Origin of the sequence: Amycolatopsis thermalba, from assembly GCF_003385215.1 — a bacterium.
Classification (GTDB): domain Bacteria; phylum Actinomycetota; class Actinomycetes; order Mycobacteriales; family Pseudonocardiaceae; genus Amycolatopsis_E; species Amycolatopsis_E thermalba.
This window is the reverse complement of record NZ_PQHW01000034.1, coordinates 22,198-46,652: the sequence shown is the minus strand read 5'-3', so window position 1 is coordinate 46,652 and position 24,455 is coordinate 22,198. Positions and strand designations below refer to the sequence as shown.

18 protein-coding genes are annotated in these 24,455 nt (G+C 71.7%); 17 read left to right on the top strand and 1 reads right to left on the bottom strand.

Annotated features, from left to right (window positions below; translation table 11 throughout):
* The first annotated feature begins 78 nt into the window (after positions 1-78).
* Entirely contained in the window at positions 79-960 is an 882-nt protein-coding gene (gene rfbA / locus D0D15_RS15975; protein ID WP_094003811.1) for a glucose-1-phosphate thymidylyltransferase RfbA, read from the top strand.
* The gene (locus D0D15_RS15970; protein ID WP_094003810.1) at positions 961-1,458 is read left to right on the top strand and encodes a hypothetical protein; all 498 of its coding nucleotides are present in this window, start codon (positions 961-963) and stop codon (positions 1,456-1,458) included. It begins immediately after the preceding gene.
* Positions 1,459-1,807: 349 nt separating this feature from the next.
* Here the strand turns inward: D0D15_RS15970 and htpX are convergent, their stop codons facing one another.
* Entirely contained in the window at positions 1,808-2,674 is an 867-nt protein-coding gene (gene htpX / locus D0D15_RS15965; protein ID WP_094003809.1) for a zinc metalloprotease HtpX, read from the bottom strand.
* A gap of 581 nt (positions 2,675-3,255) precedes the next feature.
* Here htpX and D0D15_RS15960 point away from each other — a divergent pair.
* The 15 genes from D0D15_RS15960 (at position 3,256) to D0D15_RS15890 (ending at position 24,449) form a co-directional block, all read left to right on the top strand.
* Entirely contained in the window at positions 3,256-4,572 is a 1,317-nt protein-coding gene (locus tag D0D15_RS15960; RefSeq protein WP_094003808.1) for a nucleotide sugar dehydrogenase, read from the top strand.
* On the top strand, positions 4,562-5,740 hold the full coding sequence (locus D0D15_RS15955) for a glycosyltransferase family 4 protein (RefSeq protein ID WP_094003807.1): 1,179 nt from the start codon (positions 4,562-4,564) through the stop codon (positions 5,738-5,740). Before D0D15_RS15960 ends, D0D15_RS15955 begins: the two co-directional genes overlap by 11 nt.
* A 154-nt stretch (positions 5,741-5,894) precedes the next feature.
* A complete protein-coding gene (locus D0D15_RS15950; protein WP_094003806.1) occupies positions 5,895-7,217 on the top strand; it encodes a YveK family protein in 1,323 nt (440 codons plus the stop codon).
* Positions 7,214-8,833 (top strand): Wzz/FepE/Etk N-terminal domain-containing protein, encoded by a 1,620-nt coding sequence (locus D0D15_RS15945; RefSeq protein WP_094003805.1) that lies wholly within the window; start codon positions 7,214-7,216, stop codon positions 8,831-8,833. Before D0D15_RS15950 ends, D0D15_RS15945 begins: the two co-directional genes overlap by 4 nt.
* 2 nt (positions 8,834-8,835) lie before the next feature.
* Positions 8,836-10,737 carry an asparagine synthase (glutamine-hydrolyzing) gene (gene asnB / locus D0D15_RS15940; protein WP_094003804.1) on the top strand — a complete coding sequence of 634 codons (1,902 nt, stop codon included), beginning with the start codon at positions 8,836-8,838 and terminating at the stop codon, positions 10,735-10,737.
* Positions 10,738-10,746: 9 nt separating this feature from the next.
* Positions 10,747-12,912 (top strand): bi-domain-containing oxidoreductase, encoded by a 2,166-nt coding sequence (locus D0D15_RS15935; protein WP_094003803.1) that lies wholly within the window; start codon positions 10,747-10,749, stop codon positions 12,910-12,912.
* A complete protein-coding gene (locus tag D0D15_RS15930) occupies positions 12,912-14,849 on the top strand; it encodes an alginate lyase family protein (RefSeq protein ID WP_094003802.1) in 1,938 nt (645 codons plus the stop codon). Before D0D15_RS15935 ends, D0D15_RS15930 begins: the two co-directional genes overlap by 1 nt.
* A gap of 16 nt (positions 14,850-14,865) precedes the next feature.
* Positions 14,866-16,383: a right-handed parallel beta-helix repeat-containing protein gene (locus tag D0D15_RS15925; RefSeq protein WP_198958127.1), complete on the top strand. Its 1,518-nt coding sequence runs from the start codon at positions 14,866-14,868 to the stop codon at positions 16,381-16,383.
* Positions 16,383-17,609, top strand: a complete 1,227-nt coding sequence (locus D0D15_RS15920) for a hypothetical protein (RefSeq protein ID WP_094003801.1) — start codon at positions 16,383-16,385, stop codon at positions 17,607-17,609. Before D0D15_RS15925 ends, D0D15_RS15920 begins: the two co-directional genes overlap by 1 nt.
* Positions 17,610-17,685: 76 nt before the next feature.
* Complete coding sequence (locus tag D0D15_RS15915; protein WP_094003800.1) at positions 17,686-18,873, top strand: HAD-IIIA family hydrolase; 1,188 nt, start codon at positions 17,686-17,688, stop codon at positions 18,871-18,873.
* A gap of 4 nt (positions 18,874-18,877) precedes the next feature.
* Entirely contained in the window at positions 18,878-20,008 is a 1,131-nt protein-coding gene (locus D0D15_RS15910; protein ID WP_094003799.1) for a glycosyltransferase family 4 protein, read from the top strand.
* Positions 20,005-21,117, top strand: coding sequence for an SDR family NAD(P)-dependent oxidoreductase (locus D0D15_RS15905; RefSeq protein WP_094003798.1), 1,113 nt, complete (start codon positions 20,005-20,007; stop codon positions 21,115-21,117). Before D0D15_RS15910 ends, D0D15_RS15905 begins: the two co-directional genes overlap by 4 nt.
* Positions 21,114-21,812 (top strand): nucleotidyltransferase family protein, encoded by a 699-nt coding sequence (locus tag D0D15_RS15900; protein WP_094003797.1) that lies wholly within the window; start codon positions 21,114-21,116, stop codon positions 21,810-21,812. The genes D0D15_RS15905 and D0D15_RS15900 overlap by 4 nt, the downstream gene beginning before the upstream one ends.
* Positions 21,809-22,798 (top strand): GHMP family kinase ATP-binding protein, encoded by a 990-nt coding sequence (locus tag D0D15_RS15895; protein WP_094003796.1) that lies wholly within the window; start codon positions 21,809-21,811, stop codon positions 22,796-22,798. Before D0D15_RS15900 ends, D0D15_RS15895 begins: the two co-directional genes overlap by 4 nt.
* A gap of 4 nt (positions 22,799-22,802) precedes the next feature.
* Positions 22,803-24,449, top strand: a complete 1,647-nt coding sequence (locus D0D15_RS15890) for a hypothetical protein (RefSeq protein ID WP_115944532.1) — start codon at positions 22,803-22,805, stop codon at positions 24,447-24,449.
* Positions 24,450-24,455 lie beyond the last annotated feature (6 nt).

The following is a 24,455-nucleotide window of genomic DNA, read 5'->3' as shown; positions in this document are numbered from 1 at the left end:
CATACATACAGTCTGTATGTATGTAAATTCCGAAACACGCTAGGGTGGTTCCGGATCGATCCGGAGGGAGCTGGGGACATGAAGGGCATCGTGCTGGCGGGCGGCAGCGGGACGCGTCTGCACCCGATCACCCAGGCGGTGTCGAAGCAGCTGTTGCCGGTCTACGACAAGCCGATGATCTACTACCCGATCTCCGTGCTGATGCTGGCCGGGATCCGGGAGATCCTGATCATCTCGACGCCGGCCGACCTGCCGAACTTCCAGCGTCTGCTCGGCTCCGGCGACCAGTTCGGGCTGCGCCTGAGCTACGCCGAGCAGCCGAGCCCGAACGGCCTGGCCGAGGCGTTCGTCATCGGCGCGGACTTCATCGGCGACGACGACGTGGCGTTGATCCTGGGGGACAACATCTTCTACGGGCAGGGCTTCTCCAGGCGGATGCAGGAGGAGGTCGCCGCGCTCGACGGTTGCGTGCTGTTCGGGTACCCGGTGAAGGACCCGCAGCGGTACGGCGTCGGTGAACTCGACGCCGACGGCCGGCTCGTGTCCATCGAGGAGAAGCCCGAGCGGCCGAAGTCCAACCAGGCGATCACCGGGCTGTACTTCTACGACAACCAGGTGGTGGAGATCGCGCGCGGGCTCACCCCGTCCAAGCGGGGCGAGCTGGAGATCACCGACGTGAACCTGACGTACCTGCGGCAGGGGCGCGCGAAGCTGGTCGAGCTGGGGCGCGGGTTCGCGTGGCTGGACACCGGGACACACGACTCGCTGCTGGAGGCCGGGCAGTTCGTCCAAGTGCTCGAACACCGGACGGGGGTGCGGATCGCGTGCCTGGAGGAGGTCGCGCTCCGCATGGGGTACATCGATCCGGAGGAGTGCCTGGCGCTCGGGCTGAAGCTGTCGAAGTCCGGGTACGGGGACTACGTGGTCGCGTGCGCCCGCGCCGCGGGAGCCGTCGGTTAAATGACTGTCAGCAGGCTCGTGCGCGCGGAGCTGGCGCGACACGACTGGGGCCGGCTGCGGTGCGGCTGCGGGGAGAGCGGCGCGCACCTGCCCGGGACGTTCGAGACGATCCTGGAGGCGGCGGAACCGCGCGAAGCCCTCGGCGCCCGGCTCGACAACCACCTGGAGATCAGCGGAAACCTGTTCGAGGTGGCGGTTCCGGCGGTGGAGGTAATCCTCGCCGCGCTGGCCGGGCCGCTGTCGGACTTCGCGCGGGTGGAGCTGCTGGACATGCTGGCGGTGCTCGTGTCCGGCGACTCGTACGCCGGCCAGCCCGCCGATCTCGGTGCGCAGTGCCGGCTCAAGGCGCGCAACGGGTTGTGGACCATCCTGCAGGTGGGGTACGAGCACGAGGCGGAGACGGTCGCGGACATCCTGTGGGCGGTTGATCCGGACCAGCCGCGGAGCAGCCACCACACGATGGCGCTGGGGAAGCGGATCAAGCGGAAGCGCCGGTAGAACGGGCCGCGGGCTGTCGAGGCAGGCTGGTGCCGGGGGCCGGGCGGCTGGTGCAGTGGGCTTCGGGGTGCGGCGGGGCTGGGCAGAACAGGGCCGCGGCGGGCCGTCGAGGCAGGCCTGTGCCGGGGACCGGGCGGCTGGCGCGGCGGGCTTCGCGATGCGGCAGGGCTGGGCTGACTGAGCCGCGGCGCGCCGTCGAGACGGACCGGTGCCCGGAGCCGACCCGCTGACGCGGTGGGCTTCGACGTGCCGCGAGGTCTAGGCAGAACGGGGGCGCAGCGGGCCGCCGGAACACGGCGGCGCCTGGAGCCGAGTCGCTGGTGCGGTGGGCTTCGGGGGGCGGCTGCGCTCAGAACGGGCCCCGGCGGGCCATCTCCTCCAGGCGGCGGATGCGGTCCGCGATCGGGGGGTGGGTGGAGAACATGCGGGAGAACGTCTCGCCGGGGCGGAACGGGTTCGCGATCATCAGGTGCGACTGCGAGACCAGCTGCGGCTCCGCCACGAGCGGGGCTCGGCGCGTGCCGTACTCCAGCTTGCGCAGCGCCGAGGCCAGCCCGAGCGGGTCCCCGGTCAGCGCGGCGCCCGACGCGTCCGCCTGGTACTCACGCGAACGGCTGACACCCAACCGGATGATGGCCGCCGCGATGGGACCGATCAGGATGATCAGCAGCGAGACCAGCGGGTTGTTGCCCTCGCGGTCGTTGCCGCCGAACACGCCGGCGAACATCGCGAGGTTCGCCAGCACGCTGACCATGCTCGCGAGCGCACCGGCGACGCACGAGATCAGGATGTCCCGGTTGTAGACGTGCGACAGCTCGTGGCCGAGCACCGCCCGCAGCTCGCGCTCGTCCAGCAGCTCCAGGATGCCGGTGGTGCAGCAGACGGCGGCGTGGCGCGGGTTCCGGCCGGTGGCGAAGGCGTTCGGGGCGGGGGTCGGACTCACGTAGAGACGCGGCATCGGCTGGCGGGCCGAGGTCGCCAGCTCCCGGACGATGCGGTACATCACTGGCTGCTCAGGCTCCGACACCGGGCGTGCCCGCATCGCCCGGAGCGCCAGCGTGTCCGACTTGAAGTAGGCGTAGGCGTTCATCCCGAGCGCGAGCGCCAGCCCGATGAACAACGCGCCACGCCCGAACAGTGAACTGATCGCGATGATGATGGCACTCAGCAATCCGAGCAACAGCGCGGTCTTCAGCCCGTTCTGGTGCTTGTGCACGTGCCCTGCGCCTCCTTATCAACACTCGCTTTCCCAACGCACGAAAAGGAAGTGAAGTTCCGTCACGATCTCCGCACGGCCGAGCACGGTGGGTTACCGTGCGACCGGGTACCCGCGGACGCGGTGGGAAACCGGCGGGGATGGGTGGGTGGACAGGCGGCGGGGTGTTCCGGCTGGCGAGGGGACCCGGGCACGGCACGTGGGCGACCCGCCCGCCAGAGGGAGGCTGACGTGGCCAGAGAAAGGGGATGTTCGGGCAGGTGGCGCTCGTCAGGGGGCCTCATCGGCGCGCGGGCGGCATCTGGGCGGCCTGTGACGCCGCGATCAGCCGCCGGTCCATGCCGGGGGCCGCTTGCGTTCTCGACACGGGGCGGGACACCAATGTGATCGCGCCCGCGGTGGGGACGCTGGCTTTCGGTTCGGATACATACCGGATGTATGTAGAACCGGTGCCGGGGCGGGGCGGTTTGTTCCCCGCGGAAACCCCACTACGTAAGCGGTTTTCCAGCCGTCCACCGCCGTAACGATCTCCGACCGCCCGCCGACCTCTGGGTCAAGCCGGTGGCGGCGGGAGGAATTCCATGAAGATCAGCGTCTTCGGGCTCGGCTACGTCGGATGCGTGTCGGCCGCGTGCCTCGCCGGTGAGGGGCACGACGTGATCGGGGTCGACATCAACCCCGTGAAAATCGACCTCATCCGCCAGGGAAAAGCACCAGTGGTCGAGGAACGCATCGGCGAACTCACCGCCGACGTCGTGGCCCGCGGTGCGCTCCGAGCCACCACCGACGTCGCCGAGGCGATCGCGCACAGCGAGATCTCGCTGATCTGCGTCGGCACCCCGTCGGCCCCCAACGGCAGCCTGTCCACCGCCTTCCTGGAACGCGTGACCGAGGAGATCGGCGGCGCGCTCGCCGGCAAGACCGGTCGGCATACGGTCGTATTCCGCAGCACCATGCTGCCCGGCACCTGCCTCGACCTGCTGGTACCGATCCTGGAGAAGGCCTCCGGCCGCACCGCGGGCGTGCACTTCGGCGTCGCCGTCAACCCCGAGTTCCTCCGGGAAGGCAGCAGCGTCAAGGACTTCTTCGACCCGCCCAAAACCGTGATCGGCGAGCTGGACACCGCCAGCGGCGACGCCGTCGCCGAGCTGTACGAGGGCCTGCCCGGGGACGTCTTCCGCGTGCCGATCCCGGTCGCCGAGATGACCAAGTACGCCGACAACGCCTTCCACGGCCTCAAGATCGGCTTCGCCAACGAGCTGGGCGCCATCTGCCGCGCCCTCGGCCTCGACTCGCACCGCGTGATGGACGTGTTCCTCGCCGACCGCAAGCTCAACGTCAGCCCCGCCTACCTGCGCCCCGGCTTCGCCTTCGGCGGCTCGTGCCTGCCCAAGGACCTGCGCGGCCTGGTCTACGCCGCGCACCGCGCCGACGTGTCGGTGCCGCTGCTCGCGCACGTACTGCCGTCCAACGAGGAACACCTGCGACGCGCGTTCGACCTGGTCGCCCGCACCGGCAAGCGGCGGATCGGCCTGTTCGGACTGTCGTTCAAGCCGGGCACCGACGACCTGCGCGAGAGCCCGCTCGTCGAACTCGCCGAACGCCTGCTGGGCAAGGGTTACGACCTCAAGATCTACGACGCGAACGTGAGCCTGTCCCGGCTGATGGGCGCCAACCGCGAGTACATCGAAAGCCGCCTGCCGCACCTGGGCCAGCTGCTCGCCGGCTCCGTGGACGAGGTGCTCGGCCACGCCGAGGTGTGCCTGATCGGCAGCACCGACCCGGCCGTGCTCGCCGCGCTGCCGAAGGCCGGCGACCGCACGCTGATCGACCTCGTCCGCCTGCCCGACGCGGCCGTGCGCCGCACCGAAGAAGGATACGTCGGCCTTGCCTGGTAAAGCCCTGATCCTCGTCGAGAACCTGTCCGTGCCCTTCGACCGGCGAGTCTGGCAGGAAAGCACCACCCTGCGCGACGCCGGGTGGGAGGTGCACGTCATCTGTCCACAAGGGACGAAACGGGACACCGAACCGGAGGTCGTCCTCGACGGCGTGCACATCCACCGCTACCCGCTGACCGCGGCGACCGGCGGGCCGGCCGGTTACCTGCGCGAGTACGGCTCCGCGCTGCGGCACACGTTCCGGCTGGCCCGCAAGATCGGCCCGGTCGACGTCGTGCACGCGTGCAACCCGCCCGACCTGCTCTTCCTCGTCGCCCGGATGCTCAAGCGGCGGGGCGCGAAGTTCGTCTTCGACCAGCACGACCTGGTGCCCGAGCTGTACCTGTCCCGCTTCGACCGCGGCAGGGACCTGCTCTACCGCGGCGTGTGCGCCCTGGAACGCGCCACTTTCCGGGCCGCCGACGTGGTGATCTCGACCAACGAGAGCTACCGCGACGTGGCCCTCACCCGCGGCGGCAAGCGGCCCGAGGACGTGTTCGTCGTCCGCAGCGCCCCGGTCGTGGACCGCTTCCACCGGGTTCCGCCGGAGCCGGACCTCAAGCGCGGCAAGCCGCACCTGCTCTGCTACCTGGGTGTGATGGGCCCGCAGGACGGGGTCGACTACGCCCTGCGCGCGCTCGCGAAACTACGCGACGACCTCGGCCGCACCGACTGGCACGCGGTGTTCGTCGGCTCCGGGGACGCGTTCGAGGCGATGGTCGCGCTGTCGAAAGACCTCCACCTGGACGACCGGGTCGAGTTCACCGGCCGCATCCCGGATGCGGACCTGGTGTGTTATCTGTCCACAGCGGACGTCTGCCTCGCGCCGGACCCGTTGAACCCGCTGAACGACGTGTCCACCATGAACAAGATCATGGAGTACATGGCGATGAGCCGGCCGATCGTGTCGTTCGACCTGCGGGAGGCGCGGGTTTCCGCGGGCGATGCGGCCGTGTACGCACCGGCCAACGACGAACTCGAATTCGCCAAGCTCACCGCCCGTCTGCTGGACGACCCCGCCGAGCGGGCCCGCATGGGCGAACTCGGCGCCGCCCGCGTCGCGGGTCCGTTGTCCTGGGCCAATTCCGCGCGGGCGCTGCTCGCCGCCTACTCAGCGACCGGTCGGTGAATTGCCGACCGGCACCCGGAAATCCTGGTCGGAAAAACGCCTGGTCGCATTTTGGGAAAGCCGGTAACCAATCCGGGAATCGCCGCGACCTGTTTGTGAAAGGCCATCCATCCCGGCGCCGTCGGCGTCCGTGGTTCGTTCGAGGGGGCCCGCATTGGGTGACGACACCGTCCGCCTGTCCACGATCGGGCGGATCCTGCGCAACCGGTGGCGCGTGCTCGTGGCGCTGGCGGTGCTCGGCGCCCTGGTGGGGGCCGGCGCCTCCATGCTGTTCTCCCCTGGTTACCGGACCACCACCAGCGTTCTGTTGCAGGGCTCGCGGGACGAGAGCGAACTCCTCACCGAGGCGCAGGTCGCCAGCAGCTCGGTCGTCCTCGACCGCGCCGCCCAGGCGCTGGGCTGGGGCGTGAGCGGCGAGGAGCTGCGCGGCACCGTGAAGGCCGGGGCGAACCAGGCCAACATCGTCCAGATCGCGGCCACCGCGAACACCCCGGAGAAGGCGCAGGCTCTCGCCGACGAAGTCGCCGCCGCCTACGTCGCCTACACCGCGCAGCTCTTCGGCGGCACCGCGGACGCGGCGAGCCAGGTGGCCCAGGAGCAGGCGAACGCGCTGCGCCGGCAGGTGCAGGAGACCAACGACCGCATCACCGACCTCGCGGGGTCGGTGCGCACCCTGTCGGTGGAAAGCGTCGACGTCCGCACGCAGCTGGAGCAGCTGCGCAACGACCTGGCCGACGCGATGCTCAAGCTGGACCAGACCGACGAGACGATCAGCCAGACCAAGACCATCGTGATGGGCCCCGCGCAGCGCCCGGTCAGCCCGGCGGCGCCGACGATGGCGCAGTTCGTCGGCGGCGGCGCGCTCGCGTTCTTCCTGCTCGGCGTGCTCGGTCACCTGATCGGCGCGCGGGCGGACCGCCGGTTACGGGACGAGAGCGAGATCGGCGCCGCGGTGGGCGGCCCGGTGCTGGGCAGTGTCGACGTGCCGGTCGAGCGCGGCGGGCACCTGCCGTCCGGCGCCCCGCGGCACCGCTGGTCGCGCTGGCTGGGCACCGACCGGCCGTGGAACGAACCCGACCTGCTGCCGTCCGTCGACCAGGCCAGCCGGGAGATCCGCTACCGGCGGGCGCTGTCCCGCCTGCACGACGAGCCGCTGGTGGTCCTGGTCGTCGCGGACGACGACCCGGCGGGGCGGGCCGCGGCCACGCAGCTGGCGGCGGCCGCGAGCGGACCGGAACTCCGCATCGTCGTGACCAGCGCCCGGCGGCCCACCGTGCCCACCGTCGACGACGCGTCCGGCGCCGTGGTGGTCCAGGGCACCGGCACCCGGACCGGGTGGGAGCTGGTGGCGCTGGCCACCGCGTGCACGGACGCCGGTCTGCGGGTGCTCGGCACGGTCGTCGCGCACCCGGTGCGGGCGTCCCGGCGGCCGGTCGATGAGCTGATCGAGAACGACGCATTGGCAGGTTCGGCATGACGACGACCGACCGTCCACCGGCGGCCCAGCCGCTCATCGACCTCCACCGCCTGCTCACCGCGATCCGCCGCCGTCGCCGCCTGTGGGTGTCGACCGGGGTCCTGGGCCTGCTCGCGGGTGCGGCGTTCGCGTTCCTGACGCCGCAGCAGCCGACCGCGGTGACCCAGCTGATCGTGCTGCACGCGGCCGACCAGCCCAACGACAGCAAGAGCCTGATCCAGACCGACGTCGCCGTGCTGGAGACGAGCCGGATCGCCGGTGCCGCGCTGACGGCGCTGAACTCGACGGCCTCGCCCGAGCAGTTCCTCACGACCTACAGCGGTGAGGGCGTCACGAACAACATCATGCAGGTGACGGTCACCGCGCCGACCTACCGCGACGCGCTCGCACGGGCGCAGGCGCTGGCCGACGCGTTCATCGCCGATCACCGGCAGCGGTTGCAGGCGGCCGCCGACGCGGAGGCGCAGGCGTTGCTCGACCAGCGCGACGATCTGCAGCGCGAGCTGAACCAGGTGGACGTGCAGATCGTCGAGGCGTCCGGCCGCAACAGCCGCGTCGGCCCCGCCGAGCTGCAGTCCCTGTACGCCCAGCGCGCGGACCTGGCCTCGCGCGTCTCCGACTTCACCGGACGGGCCAACGAGGCGCGGATCGGCGAGCCGCAGCTGGGCGCGGGCACCCAGATCGTCGACGGCCCGCGCGCGGTCGGATCGTCCGTGCTCGCCTCGGCCGTGACCACCGGCGGGATCGGCGGCGGGTTCGGCCTGTTCGCCGGGCTCGCGCTGGCCGCGGTGCTCGGCGTGGTGCGGGACCGGCCGGTGCTGCGCCGCGACATCTCCACCGAGCTGGGCGCGTCGGTCATCGGCGAACTGCCGCAGCCGCGCCGGTTGCGGCACGCCCGGTCGGACACACAGCGGGCCCGGGTCGCGGCGACGGTCGCCCGTGCGGTGACCGCCGAGGGTGGCCCGGTGTCGGTGCTCGAGCTGGGTTGTCCCCGGGTGGCCGCCACGCTCGCCCTCGAAGTGGCGAAGTACCTGGCGAAGGACACGAAGGTCGTGCTCGTCGACGACCTCCCCCACCGCGACCTGACCGCGGTGGCGGGCAAGGCACCGGCGGTGCCGGTCGTGGACGGCAGCGAACGGCTGGACGACGGGCTGCGCCTCGGCGTGGGGTCCGTGTCGCCGGGGACGGCGTGGACCGATCTGCGCCGGCTGGGCGCGGAGACCGTGCTGGTGGTCCGCGCCGGCAAGGCCAGCACGCTCTGGCTGCACACCGTCGCGCGGCAGCTGGCCGATCTGGGCATCCCGGTCATCGGCATCGTGCTCGTCGCGCCGGATCCGCGGGACCGCACCGACGGCACGTTGTGGGACGGCCTGCACACCGCGTTGCGGGGCCGGGCCACCTTCGCCGAGGCACGACGGGTCAACGGCAGCGCGAACGTCGACGATCACCCCACGACCTGGTTCGCCCCGCTGCCCGCGGCCGGCGCCGGCGAGCGGACCGCGACGCTGCAGCCGGTGCACGCCGAGCTGCCGACGACGGAATTCACCCCGGTCACGCCGGCCGAGACCACGGAGGCACATGTGAACGGCAAGCGGCCCCTCGATCGCGAAGGCTGACCATGTGCGGTGTCGCAGGAACCTTTCGCTGGCCCGACGGCGGCCCGCTGACCGACCGGCTGACCAAGCGCCTGTCCCACCGCGGTCCGGACGGCGAGGGCCGCTACGACCACGGTGACGTGCACCTCGGCCACCGCCGGCTGTCCATCATCGACCTGTCCGAGACGGGCGCGCAGCCGATGGTCTCCGGCGGCCTCGCGCTGACCTACAACGGCGAGCTCTACAACGCCCCCGAGCTGCGGGCCGAGCTGGTGAGCAAGGGCGTGCGGTTCCGCGGCACCTCCGACACCGAGGTCCTGCTGGAGGCGTGGCGGCGCTGGGGTGTGCAGTGCCTGCCCCGGCTGCGCGGCATGTTCGCGTTCGGGATCTTCGACGAGCGCACCGGGGAGCTGTTCCTGGCCCGCGACCAGCTGGGCATCAAGCCGCTGTTCTACGTGCGCCGCGGTGGGGGAATCGCGTTCTCCTCCGAGCTGAAGGCGCTGGCCGGGGAGATCGGCGGGCTGCACGTCGACGAGACCGCGCTGGTCGCGTCGCTGCTGTACTACTGGGTTCCGGACAGCCGGTGCGCGTTCCGCGAGGCGCACAAGCTGCCGCCGGGCACCTGGATGCGATGCCGCGCGGACGGACGCGTCGACACCGGCCGGTACTGGAACCTGCGGGACGTCGCCACCGAGGCGCAGCACGGCCCGCCCGCCGACCTCGCCGCGGTCGTCGAGGACTCCACGCGCAAGCACCTGCTCTCCGACGTGCCGGTGGCGACGTTCCTGTCCGGCGGCCTGGACTCCAGCTACCTGACCGCGCTGGCGGCCCAAGACTCGCCCGGCATCTCCGCCTACACCATCGGGTTCCGCGCCGAGGACGCGAAGTTCGAGGCCATGCCGGACGATCTGCGGTACGCGCGGATCGTGGCCGAACGGTTCGGCGTGGACCTGCACGAGATCGAGATCGCGCCGAACGTGCAGGAGCTGCTCCCGCACCTGACCTACCACCTGGACGAGCCGATCGGTGATCCGGCCGCGATCAACAGCTACCTGATCTGCCTGGCCGCGCGTGAGGCGGGCGTCAAGGTGATGCTGTCCGGGATGGGCGCGGACGAGCTGTTCGCCGGTTACCGCAAGCACCTGGCGAACCTGATCGCGTTGCGGTACCAGAAGATCCCGGGCGGGGTGCGGCGGCCGATCGAGTCCCTTGTGGACCGTCTGCCGGTGGCCACGTCCCGGCGCGGGTTCCGGTCCGTGCGCTTCGCGAAGCGGTTCCTGTCCTTCGCCGAGCTGCCCGAGGAGACCGCGTTCCGGCGCAGCTACACGATGTACGACCGCGACGAGCTGGCCGGTCTGGTCGCCCCCGACCTGGCCGGAGCCGTGGACGACGTGCTCACCGAGCACGCCGACACCTACCACGACAACCTGCTCGACGACTTCGTCAACCGCATGTGCCTGGCCGACGCGCGGATGTTCCTGCCCGGCCTGAACCTGACCTACACCGACCGCGCCACGATGGCCGCCTCCACCGAGGTGCGCGTGCCGTTCGTGGACGTCGAGGTGGTCAAGGCCGCGTTCAGCCTGCCCGGCAACCGCAAGATCGCCGGGCGGCAGGGCAAGGCCGCGCTGAAGGAAGCCGCGCTGTCGATCCTGCCGAAGGAGATCGTCCACCGGCCGAAGGGCCTGTTCAGCGCCCCGCTGCGGGCGTGGATGAGCCGCGATCTGGCGCCGCTGGTGCGTGAGGTCGTGCACGACGGCGTTCTCGTGAACTCGGGTTTCCTGCGGCGTGATGCGTTGCAGCGGCTCGTCGACGAGGACGCCGCGGGGCGGGAGGACCGGTCCAAGCACCTCTGGCACGTGTTGACCCTGGAGTACTGGTACCGCGGCGCGACCGAAGCCGGTGCGGCCGAGCGAGCAGCGTGAGGAGCCCTGGTGAAGCAGGTCGTACAGAACTACAAGAGCGGCGAGCTGGCGCTGCTGGACGTCGAGACGCCGGCGGGCAAGCCGGGCGGCGTGCTCGTGCGGTCCGCGTTCTCGCTGATCTCCACCGGCACCGAGATGATGAAGGTGTCCGAGGCGAGCATGTCGATGCTGGGCAAGGCGCGGTCGCGGCCGGACCAGGTCGCGAAGGTCGTGCAGAGCGTCGCGACCAACGGCGTCGGCGCCACCTATCGCAAGGTGATGAACCGGCTCGACTCCTACACCCCGCTCGGCTACTCGCTGTGCGGCGTGGTCGAAGAGGTCGGCGCCGGGATCGATGACGTCACCGTCGGCGACTTGGTCGCCTGCGCCGGGAACGAGCACGCGCTGCACTCCGAGCTGAACTGGGTGCCGAAGAACCTCTACGTGCGCGTGCCGGCCGGGGTCGAGCCGCGGCACGCGTCGTTCGCGACCGTCGGCGCGATCGCCATGCAGGGCGTCCGGCGCGGCGAACCGCAGCTCGGCGACACGGCGCTGGTCATCGGGCTGGGCCTGATCGGGCAGCTGGTCGTGCAACTGCTGGCCGCGTCCGGGGTGCGGGTGGTCGGGGTGGATCCGGACCAGGAGCGGTGCGCGCTGGCCGAGCGGCTGGGCGCGTCCGTGTGCGGGCATCCCGGTTCCGGCGACGTGGCGATCGCCGTCGGTGAGCTGACCGGTGGCCACGGCGTCGACCAGGTGTACCTCGCGGCGGGCGGCAGCACGAACGAGCCGGTCGAGCTGGCCGCGAAGCTCGCCCGCGACCGCGGCCGGGTGATCGACATCGGCAAGTGCCGCCTCGACCTGCCGTGGAACGCCTACTACGAAAAGGAACTCGACGTCCGGTTCTCCCGCTCCTACGGCCCGGGCCGCTACGACCCGGAGTACGAACTGGACGGCCGCGACTACCCGATCGGTTACGTGCGCTGGACCGAGCGCCGCAACCTGGAATGCTTCCTCGACCTGATCGCGCGTGGCCGGGTGGACGTCGAACCGCTGGTCTCGCACGTCGCGGACTTCGCCACGGCGGTGGAGACCTACCGCAGGCTCAACGAAGGCGAGCTCAAGGCCGTCGCCGTGTTGTTCCGGTACCCGGGCGTGGATACCGGCGTCGCGGAACCGGAGCTGACCGCGCGGGTCCCGGCCTCGATCCGCACGTCCCGGCGGATGGGCAGGGTGCGGACCGCGTTCATCGGCGCGGGCAACTACGCGTCCTCGATGCTGCTGCCGCACCTGGCCGAGCGCGAGGACGTCGAGCTGCGCCGCGTGGTCACCACGTCGTCGCTGTCGGGCGCGAACGCCAAGCGCAAGTTCGGGTTCGCCGAGGCGTCCACCGATGTGGACGCCACACTGGCCGACCCGGGCATCGACGCGGTGTTCGTGGTGACCCGGCACAGCTCGCACGCCGAGCTGACCCGGCGCGCGCTGCTGGCCGGCAAGGCGGTGTTCGTCGAGAAGCCGCTGGCGCTCACCGAAGCCGAGCTGGGCAAGGTGCTGGGCGCGGTCGAGGAGTCCGGCAACGACCGGCTGCAGGTCGGGTTCAACCGCCGGTTCGCGCCGCTGCTGCACGAGGCGACGAGCCACTTCGGCAGGCGCATCGGCCCGGCGTCGGTGCGGTACCTGGTGAACGCCGGCCGCCTGGACCACGGCAGCTGGTACAGCCAGGCCGGCTCCGAGGGCACCCGGTTCGACGGCGAGGGCGGGCACTTCATCGACACGGTCAGCTGGCTGCTCGGCGCCGACCCGGTGTCGGTCTACGCCTGCGCCACGCCGGACCAGCAGGACCTGCAGATCCTGTTGCGCTACCCGGACGGCTCGACCGCGGCGATCAGCTACGCCACCACCGGTCCGGCGAGCTTCCCCAAGGAGACGCTGGACGTCGTCGCCGACGGCAAGGTGCTGAAGTTCGACGACTTCGCCCGCGCCTCGGTGTACGCGCGCAAGCGCTGGACCAGTTCGCGCATCCCGAAGGGCCGCGACAAGGGCCAGCACGCCGAGCTGGACGCGTTCGTCACCGCGGTCACCTCGGGCGGGCCGATGCCGGTGCCGCTGGAGTCGCTGGTCGCGACCACGCTGGCCACGCTCGCGGTGCGGACCAGCCTGGCCACGGGCGCACCGGTCCGGATCGGGACGTCGGCATGATGGACCCCGGCTGGTACCTGCGGCGGCTGTCGCGGATGGGCCCGCGCGAAGTCGCCGGGCGGGCCGCGGACGTGCGGAACCGGCGCAAGCTGCGGCGCGCGTTGCCGGAGGCGTCCACTCCCCTGCCCGGCCGCCGCTTCACCGCCGTGCTGCCCGAGGACGTGCGGGTGCCGCCGGACGCGTGGGCACGCGTGCTGGAGACCGCGGACCGGCTGTTGGACGGCCGAGCCGAGTACTTCGGGGTGCCGCGCGACGACCTGGTGAACCCGGACTGGTCGGCCGATCCGAAGACCGGGCGGCGGGCGCCTGCCGACACGTTCGCCTTCGACATCCCGTACCGGCACGAGGACGTCGTGGGCGACATCAAGCAGATCTGGGAGCCGTCGCGGCACCAGCACCTCACCGTGCTCGCCACCGCCTACGCGCTCACCGGTGACGACCGCTACGCCGAGCGGGTCGCCGACCACCTGAAGTCCTGGTGGGCGGCCAACGCGCCGATGACGAGCGTGCACTGGGTCAGCGGGATCGAGCTGGGCATCCGGCTGCTGTCCTGGGTGTGGGTGCGGCGGCTGCTGCACGGCTGGCCCGGCGCGGCCGGCCTGTTCGAGGACAACCCCGAGGCGCTGCACCAGATCTGGCACCACCAGCGGTGGCTGGCGACCTTCCCGAGCCGCGGTTCGTCGGCGAACAACCACGTCATCGCCGAGGCGGCCGGGCAGCTGGCCGCGTCCTGCGCGTTCCCGTGGTTCCCCGAGTCGGCCGCCTGGCGATCGGCCGCGCTGCGGTCGCTCGACGAGCACCTGGCCGCCAACACCTTCGGCTCCGGCCTGAACCGCGAGCTGGCCACCGAGTACCACGGCCTGGTTCTGGAGCTGGGCCTGGCCGCGGCGGCCGAGGCCGGGGCGGCCGTGCCGGACTCGCTGTGGCGCACGCTGCTGCGCACGACCGACGCGCTCGCGGCCGTCGTCGACGTCCGGCTGCACCCGCCGCGGCAGGGCGACGGCGACGACGGGCACGGGCTGGTCCTCGACGGCCGCGGCACCGACCGCTGGTCGTCGCTGCTGGCGACCGGGGACGCCCTGTTCGGGCGCCTGGACTGGTGGCCGAGCCCGCGCTGCGGCGACGTGCGCACGCCGCTGCTCGCCGCGCTCGCCGACCGGTTCGAGGCGGCGGACCGGCCACGCACCCGGCCGGACCACTTCGCCGACGCCGGGCTGACGCTGCTGCGCACCCCGCCCGGCGACGGCCGCGGCGAGATCTGGTGCCGCTGCGACGGCGGCCCGCACGGGTTCCTGTCGATCGCCGCGCACGCGCACGCCGACGCGCTGTCGGTCGAGGTGCGGCACGACGGCGTGGACGTCCTCGCCGACCCGGGCACCTACTGCTACCACGGCGAACCGGAGTGGCGCGCCTACTTCCGGTCCACGCTGGGCCACAACACGGTGCAGCTGGACGACACCGACCAGTCCACTTCGGGCGGCCCGTTCCTGTGGACCCGGCACGCGACCACCCGCGTGCTGGCCGCGCCCGGCGGCGGGGTGGCGCGGTGGTCGGCCGAGCACGACGGCTACCGCCCGGCCGTGCACCGGCGCACCGTCGAACTCGACCCGGGCGCGCGTGAGCTGCGGATCACCGACGAGATCACCGCCGGCCGGCACCACCCGGCGCGGCTCGCGTTCCACCTGGGCCCCCGTGTCTCGGCCGAACTGACCGGGCACGCGGCCGTGCTGACCTGGACCTCCGGCGGCCGCGAGCAGGCCGCCGTCCTCGACCTGCCCGCCGGGCTCACCTGGACCGCGCACCACGGGCAGACCGGCCCACCGCTCGGCTGGTACTCGCCCGGCTACGGCCGCCGCGAACCGGCCACGACCCTGATCGGCAGTGGACTGGCCGGGCGCGGTGGCGCGCTCACCACACTGCTGCGCTTCGCCCACTAGCCGGAGGTGGCACCCCGTGCCCGCACGAACGACGACCCGACTCCGCCGGGTGCTGCCGGCCCTGGCGCTCCTGGCGGTGCCCGCGTGCACGTCCGGTCCGACCGCGGCCCCCACCGCGCAGGAGGGCGTGCCGAACCAGGTGGCGGCGGTGTGCGGCAACGCGGCACCCGGTCCGGCCACGCCCCCCGCCGGGGCGGTCGTCGTGGACCCGGGCCTGGTCAACGACCTGGCGATCAAGACCGCCGACAACCCGCCGGGCACCACGTTCTGGCTGGCCCCGGGCAAGCACGTGCTCGGCGAGGACCAGTACGACCAGGTCCAGCCGCGGACCGGCAACACCTACCTCGGCGCCCCCGGCGCGGTGTTCGACGGCCGCGGCGTCAACCGGTACGCGTTCGCGGGCACCGCCTCCGACGTGACGATCCGCCACCTGGTGGTCACCGGCTTCGACGCGCCGCTCAACGAGGGCGTGGTCAACCACGACTCCGGCGACGGCTGGATCATCGAGCACAACACCATCGAGGACAACCGCGGCGCCGGGCTGATGGCCGGGGCGCGGCAGCAGGTGCGTGCCAACTGCCTGCGCGCCAACGGCCAGTACGCGATGAACGCCTACCAGGCCGGCGACACCATCACCGGGCTCGTCGTCGAGGGCAACGAGATCACCGGCAACAACACCGACAACCTGGAGGCCCGCTACGAGGGCTGCGGCTGCACCGGCGGCATCAAGTTCTGGGCCGTCAACGGTGCCGACGTGCGCGGCAACTGGGTGCACGACAACCAGGGCGTCGGGCTGTGGGCGGACACCAACAACAACGACTTCCTGATCGAGGGCAACGTCATCGAGGGCAACGGCGGCGCCGCGATCATCTACGAGACCAGCTACAACGCGATCATCCGGAACAACGCGATCCGCCGCAACAACTGGGTCGAGGGCCGCTCCTTCGTCGACAAGGGCGACACCTTCCCCGCCGCGACGATCTACATCTCCGAATCCGGCGGGGAACCGCGGGTCCCGGCGCGCACCGACAAGATCGAGATCACCGGCAACGACCTGACCGACAACTGGTCCGGGATCACCCTGTGGGAGAACGCCGACCGCTTCTGCAACAGCGCGGCGAACACCTCGACCGGCTACTGCACCCGGCTGGTCCCGGACGCCGCGACGTGCGCCCAGCCCGCCATCGCCGGCGAACCGCTGTACTCCGACTGCCGCTGGAAGACCCAGCGCGTCGACATCCACGGCAACCGGTTCGCCTTCGACCCGGTGGTGATCGGGTGCCGGGCGATGTGCGGGCGCATGGCGGTGCTGTCCAACTACGGCACCTACCCGGACTGGTCGCCGTACAAGGCCGAGGTCATCCGGCAGGCGATCACGTTCGGGCAGGACAACCGGTGGCACGACAACACCTACGCCGGGCCGTGGAGCTTCATGGCGGTCGACACCGAGGGCGTCCTGGACACCGTGGCCTGGCAGGCGCCGCCCTACCAGCAGGACACCGGCAGCACGTTCACGCTCAGGGCGGGTGGCTGATGAGCATCGACACCGTCCGGCCCCGCGCGGCGCCGGAGAAGCCCGGCCAGGAGGCGTTCCCCCGCCTGCTGCCGGCGATCTGGGCGCTGCTGGTGTTCAACACGCTCGGCTCGCAGGGCGGGCAACTGCTGATCACCCTGCCGCGGACCGTCGTGCAGGTGGTCACGATGGGGGCGATCGTGGCCGCGTTCGGCCTCGCGCTGATCACCAACCCGCGCGTGCGGATCCGGCCGAGCGCGTTCCTGTTCCTGCTCACCCTGCTCCTGGCGGCGAGCATCGCGGGCAGCGCCCGCCTGGAGGCCGGTTACGGCTCGCTGTTCCGCTGCTTCCGGCTGACCCTGTTCGTCGCCACGCTGTGGCTGATCAGCCCGTGGATGGACCACGCGATCCGGTTCGTGCGGCTGCACCTGCGGGCCCTCATCGTGGTGCTGGTCCCGGTCGCGGTCGGCCTGTTCATCTCGCCGGGCAACGCGTTGCCCGCGAGCAACGACGGCCGCCTCAGCGGAACCCTGTGGCCGATGACCGCGCCGCAGGTCGGCGCCTACAGCGCGGTCGTCGCCGGGCTGGTCGTCCTGCTGTGGGTGAACCGCCACACCGACGGCCGCAGCGTGGCGTTCATCGCCGGGCCCGCGTTCGCGATGCTGCTGCTGAGCCACACCCGGACGGCGCTGCTCGGCCTGGTCGCCGGGCTGCTCGTGGCCGGCCTGTCGCTGTTCCTGACCAGCGTCCGGGCCCGCAAGATCTTCACGCTCTGCGCGGGCGCGGTCGCGCTGGCCGCGATCCCGCTCGGCCCGCTGGTGCAGACGTGGTTGCTGCGCGGGCAGGACGACGAGGCGCTGAGCAACCTCACCGGGCGGACGAAAGTGTGGGACGCGCTGCTGCAGGAACCACGCAGCTGGTTCGAGCAGGTCTTCGGCACCGGGTTGTCCAACAAGTCCTTCAACGGGTTGCCGATCGACAGCGGCTGGCTGGCGGTCTACCACGAGCAGGGCTACCTGGGTATCGTGCTGGTGGGGCTGTTCCTGCTGACGCTGGTGATCGTCGCGCTGTCCCGCCCGCCCTCACCGGCCCGGGCGTACGCGATCTTCCTGATCACCTACTGCCTGGTCGCCTCCTACACCGAGGTCGGGGTGGGCGACGCCTCGCCGTACCTGCTGCACCTCTTCGTCGCGGCGGCGCTGCTGTCCGCCCCGCGCGCCGCTCCACAAAGGACGGTTGTGGAATGAGCACTCCACCGGCCGGAAACCGTAACGCGCCCGGGCCCGCGCGCGACCTCAAGTCATCTCAGAGAGGTGGTCGACCGTGAGCCAGCCAGGGGTTCTGCTCGATCGCGACGGCACGATCATCGTCGACAGCGGATATGTCGGCTCGGTCGACCGGGTCGAGTTCATCGACGGGTCCATCGCGGCCATCGCCGCGCTCAACCGCGCCGGCATCCCGGTCGCGGTGGTCACCAACCAGGCCGGGGTGGCCCGCGGGTACTACGGCATCGCCGACGTGGAGCAGGTCCACAAGCACATGATCGCCGAGCTGGCGCGGCACGGCGCGCACGTCGACCTGTGGCTGTTCTGCCCCTACCACCCGGACGGCATCGTGGAGGCGTTCGCGCGGCGCAGCGCCGACCGCAAACCCGGGCCGGGCATGGCGCTGGCCGCCGCGGAGGCGCTGGACCTGGACCTGGCGGCGTCCTGGGTGGTCGGGGACAGCCCGGCCGACGTCGGGCTGGCGCGGGCGGTGGGCGCCAAGCCGCTGCACGTCGGGCCGCCCGGCTCGGCGGTGACGGGTGTCGACACGTTCCCCGATCTCGCTGCCGCCGTGCGGTTCATCCTCGGTGGCAGCACCGTCCCGGCGCCGCATCAGGAGAAGGCGCCGAAGTTCCCGGCCGCGAAGTTCCACCGCGCCGACTCCTACGGCGGCGCCTACGTCGCCGAGCTGGCGCGCGCCTTCGCCACCGTGGACCTGGAACAGGTCAGCCGCGCGGCGACCGTCCTGAACGCCGCCTACGACCGCGATTCGGCGGTGTTCGCGTGCGGCAACGGCGGGTCCGCGTCGATCGCCAACCACCTGCAATGCGACCACGTGAAGGGCATCCGCAACGGCACCGGCGTCACCACGCGGGTGCAGAGCCTGAGCACGAACGTGGAGTTGTTCAGCGCGATCGCCAACGACCTGGGCTACGAGCACGTCTTCGAGTACCAGTTGCAGTCCCAGGCGCGGCCGGGTGACGTGCTGATCGTCATCTCGTCCTCGGGCCGGTCGCCGAACATCGTGCGGGCACTGGACTGGGCGGCGGCGCACGACATGCCGACCATCGCGCTCACCGGGTTCGAGGGCGGGCCCGCGCGACGCCGCGCCGAGGTCTCCATCCACGTCGACTCCGCCAACTACGGCGTCGTCGAAGACGCCCACCAGGCGTGCATGCACCTGCTGGCCCAGTACGTCCGACAGTCGAGGATGACCCCAGATGCCGTTGTCTCGCAGACATTCTGACCGCATGCGCGTCGCGATCAACCTGCTCACCGACGATCCGGTCAACCCCTCGGGCGCGCACTGGTTCTGGACGCGCGTCATCCCCGAGATGACCGAGCTGCTCCGCGACGGCGAGTCGTTCCACCTCATGGTGAGCCCGAAGTCGCGGCCGACGCACGACTACGGGTCGAGCGTCGAGTACATCACCTATCCGTGGTCCAACGAGAAGCGCAACCTGCGCACGCTGTCGGAGCACCTGTACTCGCCGGTGCGGCTGCCGCTGAGCGGGATCGACGTGCTGAACACGCTGATGGCGCCGATCGTGAAGTCCGCGCCGAAGCTCGTGGTGCACATCAAGACGCTGCACGCGTACACCACACCGCACGCGATCTCACCGCCGGCGCGGCTGTACCGGCAGCTGAGCTACCCGCGCACCGCGCGGCTGGCCGACGCGATCATCCTCAACTCCCGCAGCCTGGTCGACGAGGTGCGGCAGTACCTGGACGTCGATCCGGCGAAGATCCGGCTCATCCCGGAGGCGGTGGACCACGACCTGTTCCGCCCCGGCGACCGGGACGAGGCGTTCGCCCACGTGTCCCGGCGCTACGGCGTGACCAGGCAGTTCGTGCTGTTCGTGTCGTCGCTGTGGCCGTACAAGAACTGCGAGGGCCTGATCCGCGCGTTCGCCGCCGCGAAATCCGACCTCGGGGACCGGCAGCTGGTCGTCGTGGGCCCCGGCCGGGACGTCGAGTACGTCGGGCAACTCAAGGCGCTGGCCGCGCGGCTCGGCGTGGCCGGCGACATCGTGTGGGTCGGCGGGGTGCCGCTGGAGGAGACCGTGCACTTCTACCGCGCGGCCGACGTGTTCGTGTACCCGTCGCACAACGAGACGTTCGGCCTGCCGATCCTGGAGGCCATGGCCTCGGCGTGCCCGGTGGTCACCTCCAACGTGACGGCGATGCCGGAAACCGCGGGCGGGGCGGCGCTGCTGGCCGATCCGGCGGACTCCGGCTCGATCGCCGACGCGATCGTCAAGGCCTGCGGCCCGGAGGGCGAGCGGCTGCGCGCCCGCGGACCGGAACGCGCGGGCGAGTTCACCTGGGCGGCCACCGCCGCGCGCACGCTCGACGTGTACCGGGAGGTGCACGCGCGATGAGGATCCTGGTCACCGGCGGCGCCGGGTTCATCGGATCGCACACCTGCGACCGGCTCGTCGAGCTGGGGCACGAGGTGACCGTGCTGGACGTGCTGGCCGCGCCGGTGCACCGCGACGGGAAACCGAACCACCTGACGCCCGGCGTGGAGTTCTACGAGGGCGACGTGCGCAACCGCGATCTGATGCGCAACCTGCTGCGCCGCGCCGACGCGGTCTACCACTTCGCCGCCTACCAGGACTACCTGCCGGACTTCGCGAAGTTCACCGACGTCAACGTCACGTCCACGGCGATGATCTACGAGATCGTGGTCGCCGAGAAGCTGGACCTGGCCCGGATCGTGGTGGCGTCCTCGCAGGCCGCGATGGGCGAGGGGCTCTACCGGTGCGCGGCGCACGGCGAGCAGACGCCGGACATGCGGCCCGAGGCGGCGTTGCGGGCGGGGCACTGGGACCTCGGCTGCGCGGTGTGCGGCGAGCCGCTGGCGATGCTGCCCACACCGGAGCGGATCGCCAACCCGCAGAACGCCTACGGCATGTCCAAGCACGGCGAGGAGGTCGTGGCGGTCAACCTCGGGCGCCGCTACGGAATCCCGACCGCCGCGTTGCGCTACAGCATCGTCCAGGGCCCGCGGCAGTCGGTCTACAACGCCTACTCCGGCGCGTGCCGCATCTTCAACCTGCACTACCTGCTGGGCGGCGCGCCGACGCTGTACGAGGACGGGCAGGCGATCCGCGACTACGTGAACATCCACGACGTGGTCGACGCGAATGTGCTGGTGCTCGCCGACGACCGCGCCGCCGGGCGGGTCTTCAACGTCGGCGGCGGAACCGGCTACACCACGCAGGAGTTCGCCGACATCGTGCGCCGCCAGTACGGATCGGACCGGCCGGGCCGGATCAGCGGCGAGTACCGCTTCGGCGACACCCGGCACATCACCTCCGACATCGACGCGCTCGAACAGCTGGGCTGGTCCCCGAAGCGGACTCCCGCGGACTCGGTGGCCGAGTACGCCGACTGGTTGCGGGACATGCCGGGCCTGGACGAGATCCTCGCCGAGGCGGACGCCAAGATGCGGTCGCTCGGCGTGGTGCGCAAGGCGGGGACGTGAAGGCGTTCCTGCTCGCGGCCGGGCTGGGGACGCGGTTGCGACCCCTGACCGACCACACGCCCAAGTGCCTGGTCGAGATCGGCGGGCGGCCGATGCTGGACATCTGGCTCGACGCGCTCGCCGCCGCCGGGGTGGACGAGGTGCTGGTCAACCTGCACCACCTGGCCCCGCTGGTGCGGGCGCACCTCGCGGTCCGGCGCGGTGGCCCGGTCGTGCACACCGTCGAGGAACCGGAACTGCTCGGCAGCGCGGGCACGCTGTGGGCCAACCGCTCGTTCGTCGCGGGCGAGGACATGTTCCTGGCCCTCAACGCGGACAACCTCACCGACTTCGACCCGCGGGTCCTGATCGACGCGCATCGCACCGGCGGGACCATCGCCACGCTGTCGGTGTTCCACGCCCCCGATCCCACGCGGTGCGGGATCCTGACCGTTTCCGGTGGCCTGGTCACGGGTTTCACCGAGAAGCCGGCCACGCCGTCCGGTGATCTGGCGAACGCCGGGATGTACGCGTTCTCCCCCGCCGTGCTCGACCTGATCGGGCCGCCGCCCGCCGACATCGGCTACCACCTGCTGCCCAAGCTCGTCGGGCACGCGCGCGTGGTCTCCCTCGGCGACGCGTGGTTCCTCGACATCGGCACCCCCGCGGCGCTGGACCGGGCCCGCGACGAATGGCAAGGCAGGCGAGCGTCGTGATCATCACCCAGACCCCGCTGCGCATCGGGCTCGTCGGTGGCGGGACCGATCTGCCCGGCTACTACCGCGAACACGGCGGCCGGGTGCTCAACGCGGCCATCGACAAGTACGTCTACGTCGTGGTCAAGCAGCGCTTCGACGACGAGATCTACGTCAACTACTCGCGCAAGGAGATCGTCTCCCGGGTCGAGGACCTGGAGCACGAGCTGGTGCGCGAGGCCATGCACATGACCGGGGTGCGCAGCGGCGTGGAGATCACCACGCTGGCCGACATCCCGTCCGCCGGGTCCGGGCTCGGATCGTCGTCCTCGGTGACCGTCGGGCTGCTGCACGCGTTGTTCGCCTACCAGGGCAGGCAGGTGACCGCCGCGGAGCTGGCCGACCGGGCGTGCGCGATCGAGATCGACCGCTGCCGCAAACCGATCGGCAGGCAGGACCAGTACGCGGCTGCCTACGGCGGGCTGTGCGACCTGCAGTTCGGGCCCGGCGACGCGGTCGGCGTCGAACGGATCGACCTGCCGCGCGCGGACTGGCGGAAGCTTCAGGACGAGCTGATGCTGTTCTTCACCGGCATCACCCGCAGCGCGAACACGATCCTGGGCGAGCAGAACGCGAACGTCGGCGACCGGCTGCCGCAGCTGGGCCAGCTGCGCGACCTCGCGGGCGAGGCGGCGGACGGCCTGCGTGGCGGCGACCTGTCCGCGCTGGGCACCGCGTTGCGCAAGAGCTGGGAGGCCAAGCGCTCGCTCGCGTCCGGGGTGTCGAACCGGCAGATCGACGAGGCCGTGGACGCGGCACTGGCGGCGGGCGCGTCCGGCGCGAAGGTGACCGGCGCGGGCGGCGGCGGGTTCCTGCTGGTCAGCTGCCCCCTGGAACACCAGCGGGCGGTGCGCTCGCGGCTGGCCACGATGAAGGAACTGCCGATCAAACTGGAGCGGCTCGGGTCCCGGGTCATCTTCAACGTGCACCGCGACATCTGGAGCTGACCCGATGACGAAACCGGCCATCGACGCGCGCGTCGCGGCGGAGCCCGCGGACCGCCGCGACCGGCGACCCTGGCTCTGGCCGGTCGTGACGCTCGTGCTCGTCGCCGGGCTGGGCGGGGTGTGGCTGTGGTCCGGACCGGCGCCGATGTCCGCGCCCTGGGACGTGTTCATCCTGCTCGACGGCGCCTACCGGATGACCGGGGGTCAGGTGCCCAGCACCGACTTCGAGAACCCGATCGGGCCGCTGGTGTACGGGCTGGTCAGCCTGGGGATGAAGGTGCAGGCGGTCCCGTCGCTGACCGCGGTGGTCTACGCCGGTGCGCTCTTCCTCGCGATCACCGCGCCGCTGGCCTGGTTCGTCGCGCGCCGGCGGCTGCCCGCGGTGCACGCGGCCGGGTTCACGGTCTTCCTGGCGCTGCTGGTGGTCACGCCCCGCCCGCTCGGGTATTCGCCGTGGACCACCACGTACGCGATGCTCTACAACCGCTACGGCTGGGTGCTGTACGCGACGCTGCTGCTGCTCGTGCTGATCCGGCCGCGTGCGCCGCTCACCACGCGGCGCGCGGTCGCCGAGGGGCTCGTGCTCGGTTTCCTGCTGGGGCTGATGTTCTACTGCAAGGCCAACTTCTTCGCGGCCGGCGCGGCCGCGGTCGTGGTCGGTCTCGTGCTGGGCACGCTGCCCCGCAACCTCCGGTTCGGCGCCGCCGCGGTCGCGGCCTTCCTCGGCGTCGCGGTCGTCATGCGGCTGACGTTCGGCATCGGGATCGCCGGCTACCTCGCCGACCTCGTGCACGCCGGCGGTTCCCAGGGCGGGCAACGGCTCGGGATGCTGATGCGCAGCGCCGCCTACACCGCCCCGGTGCTGCTGCTCACCGCGGCCGTCGTCGTCGCGTTGATCCTCCGGGCACGCCGGCTGGAGCTGCCTTCGCGCCCGATCCTCAAGACGGCCGTGGCCGCCGGATACGTGTGGGTGTCCAGCGTGCTGGTGGCCTCGGCCAACACCGCCGAGCACGGCGATCTGCCTGCGCTGGTGGTTCTCCCGCTGCTGCTCCTGGTGGTCCTCGCGCCGAAGGTGCGGACCCCGGCGCTGGTGCTCGCGGGGGTGGCGGCCCCGGCGACCGCGACCGCCGGGCCGATCGCCGGGAAGGACACCCTGGCGCTGGGCCGCGCCGCGAGCGAGCACGGTTACGTGGCGGCTCCGCCGGCGAGCCAGCGCATGGCCGCTCCGGGCCTGCGGGACTTCGTGGTTCCCGCCGACGCGCAGTGGCAGACCGCGTACCGCACAGCGAACGCCGTCCCGGCGATGATCAACGACGGCGTGGCGTTGCTGCGGCGGCACGCCGGGCCCGCGGACACGGTGGCGACGATCGCGTTGGCGAACCCGTTCTCGTTCGCGTTGTCCCTGCCGCCCGCGACCGGCGGCCCGCTGTGGTGGGACGTCGGCATCAGCTTCGACCGCTCCGTGCACCCGGACGCGGACCGGGCCTTCGGCAACGTGGACTGGGTGATGATCCCGCGCCTGACCGAGGGCCAGGGCTGCTGCGCGGAGACCGTCACCGCGCTGCGCGAGGTCTACGGCGCCTACCTCGCCGAGCACTTCACGGAGGCCGAGATCACCGCGGACTGGATCCTGCTGGCCAGGACGCGATGACTGGGC

What these genes read in the sequence shown, in the direction of transcription:
- D0D15_RS15890 (WP_115944532.1), top strand. Translation starts at nt 22,803, where the DNA reads ATGACGAAACCGGCCATCGACGCGCGCGTCGCGGCGGAGCCCGCGGAC.
- D0D15_RS15910 (WP_094003799.1), top strand. Translation starts at nt 18,878, where the DNA reads ATGCGCGTCGCGATCAACCTGCTCACCGACGATCCGGTCAACCCCTCG.
- D0D15_RS15930 (WP_094003802.1), top strand. Translation starts at nt 12,912, where the DNA reads ATGGACCCCGGCTGGTACCTGCGGCGGCTGTCGCGGATGGGCCCGCGC.
- D0D15_RS15970 (WP_094003810.1), top strand. Translation starts at nt 961, where the DNA reads ATGACTGTCAGCAGGCTCGTGCGCGCGGAGCTGGCGCGACACGACTGG.
- D0D15_RS15920 (WP_094003801.1), top strand. Translation starts at nt 16,383, where the DNA reads ATGAGCATCGACACCGTCCGGCCCCGCGCGGCGCCGGAGAAGCCCGGC.
- asnB (WP_094003804.1), top strand. Translation starts at nt 8,836, where the DNA reads ATGTGCGGTGTCGCAGGAACCTTTCGCTGGCCCGACGGCGGCCCGCTG.
- D0D15_RS15945 (WP_094003805.1), top strand. Translation starts at nt 7,214, where the DNA reads ATGACGACGACCGACCGTCCACCGGCGGCCCAGCCGCTCATCGACCTC.
- D0D15_RS15905 (WP_094003798.1), top strand. Translation starts at nt 20,005, where the DNA reads ATGAGGATCCTGGTCACCGGCGGCGCCGGGTTCATCGGATCGCACACC.
- rfbA (WP_094003811.1), top strand. Translation starts at nt 79, where the DNA reads ATGAAGGGCATCGTGCTGGCGGGCGGCAGCGGGACGCGTCTGCACCCG.
- D0D15_RS15960 (WP_094003808.1), top strand. Translation starts at nt 3,256, where the DNA reads ATGAAGATCAGCGTCTTCGGGCTCGGCTACGTCGGATGCGTGTCGGCC.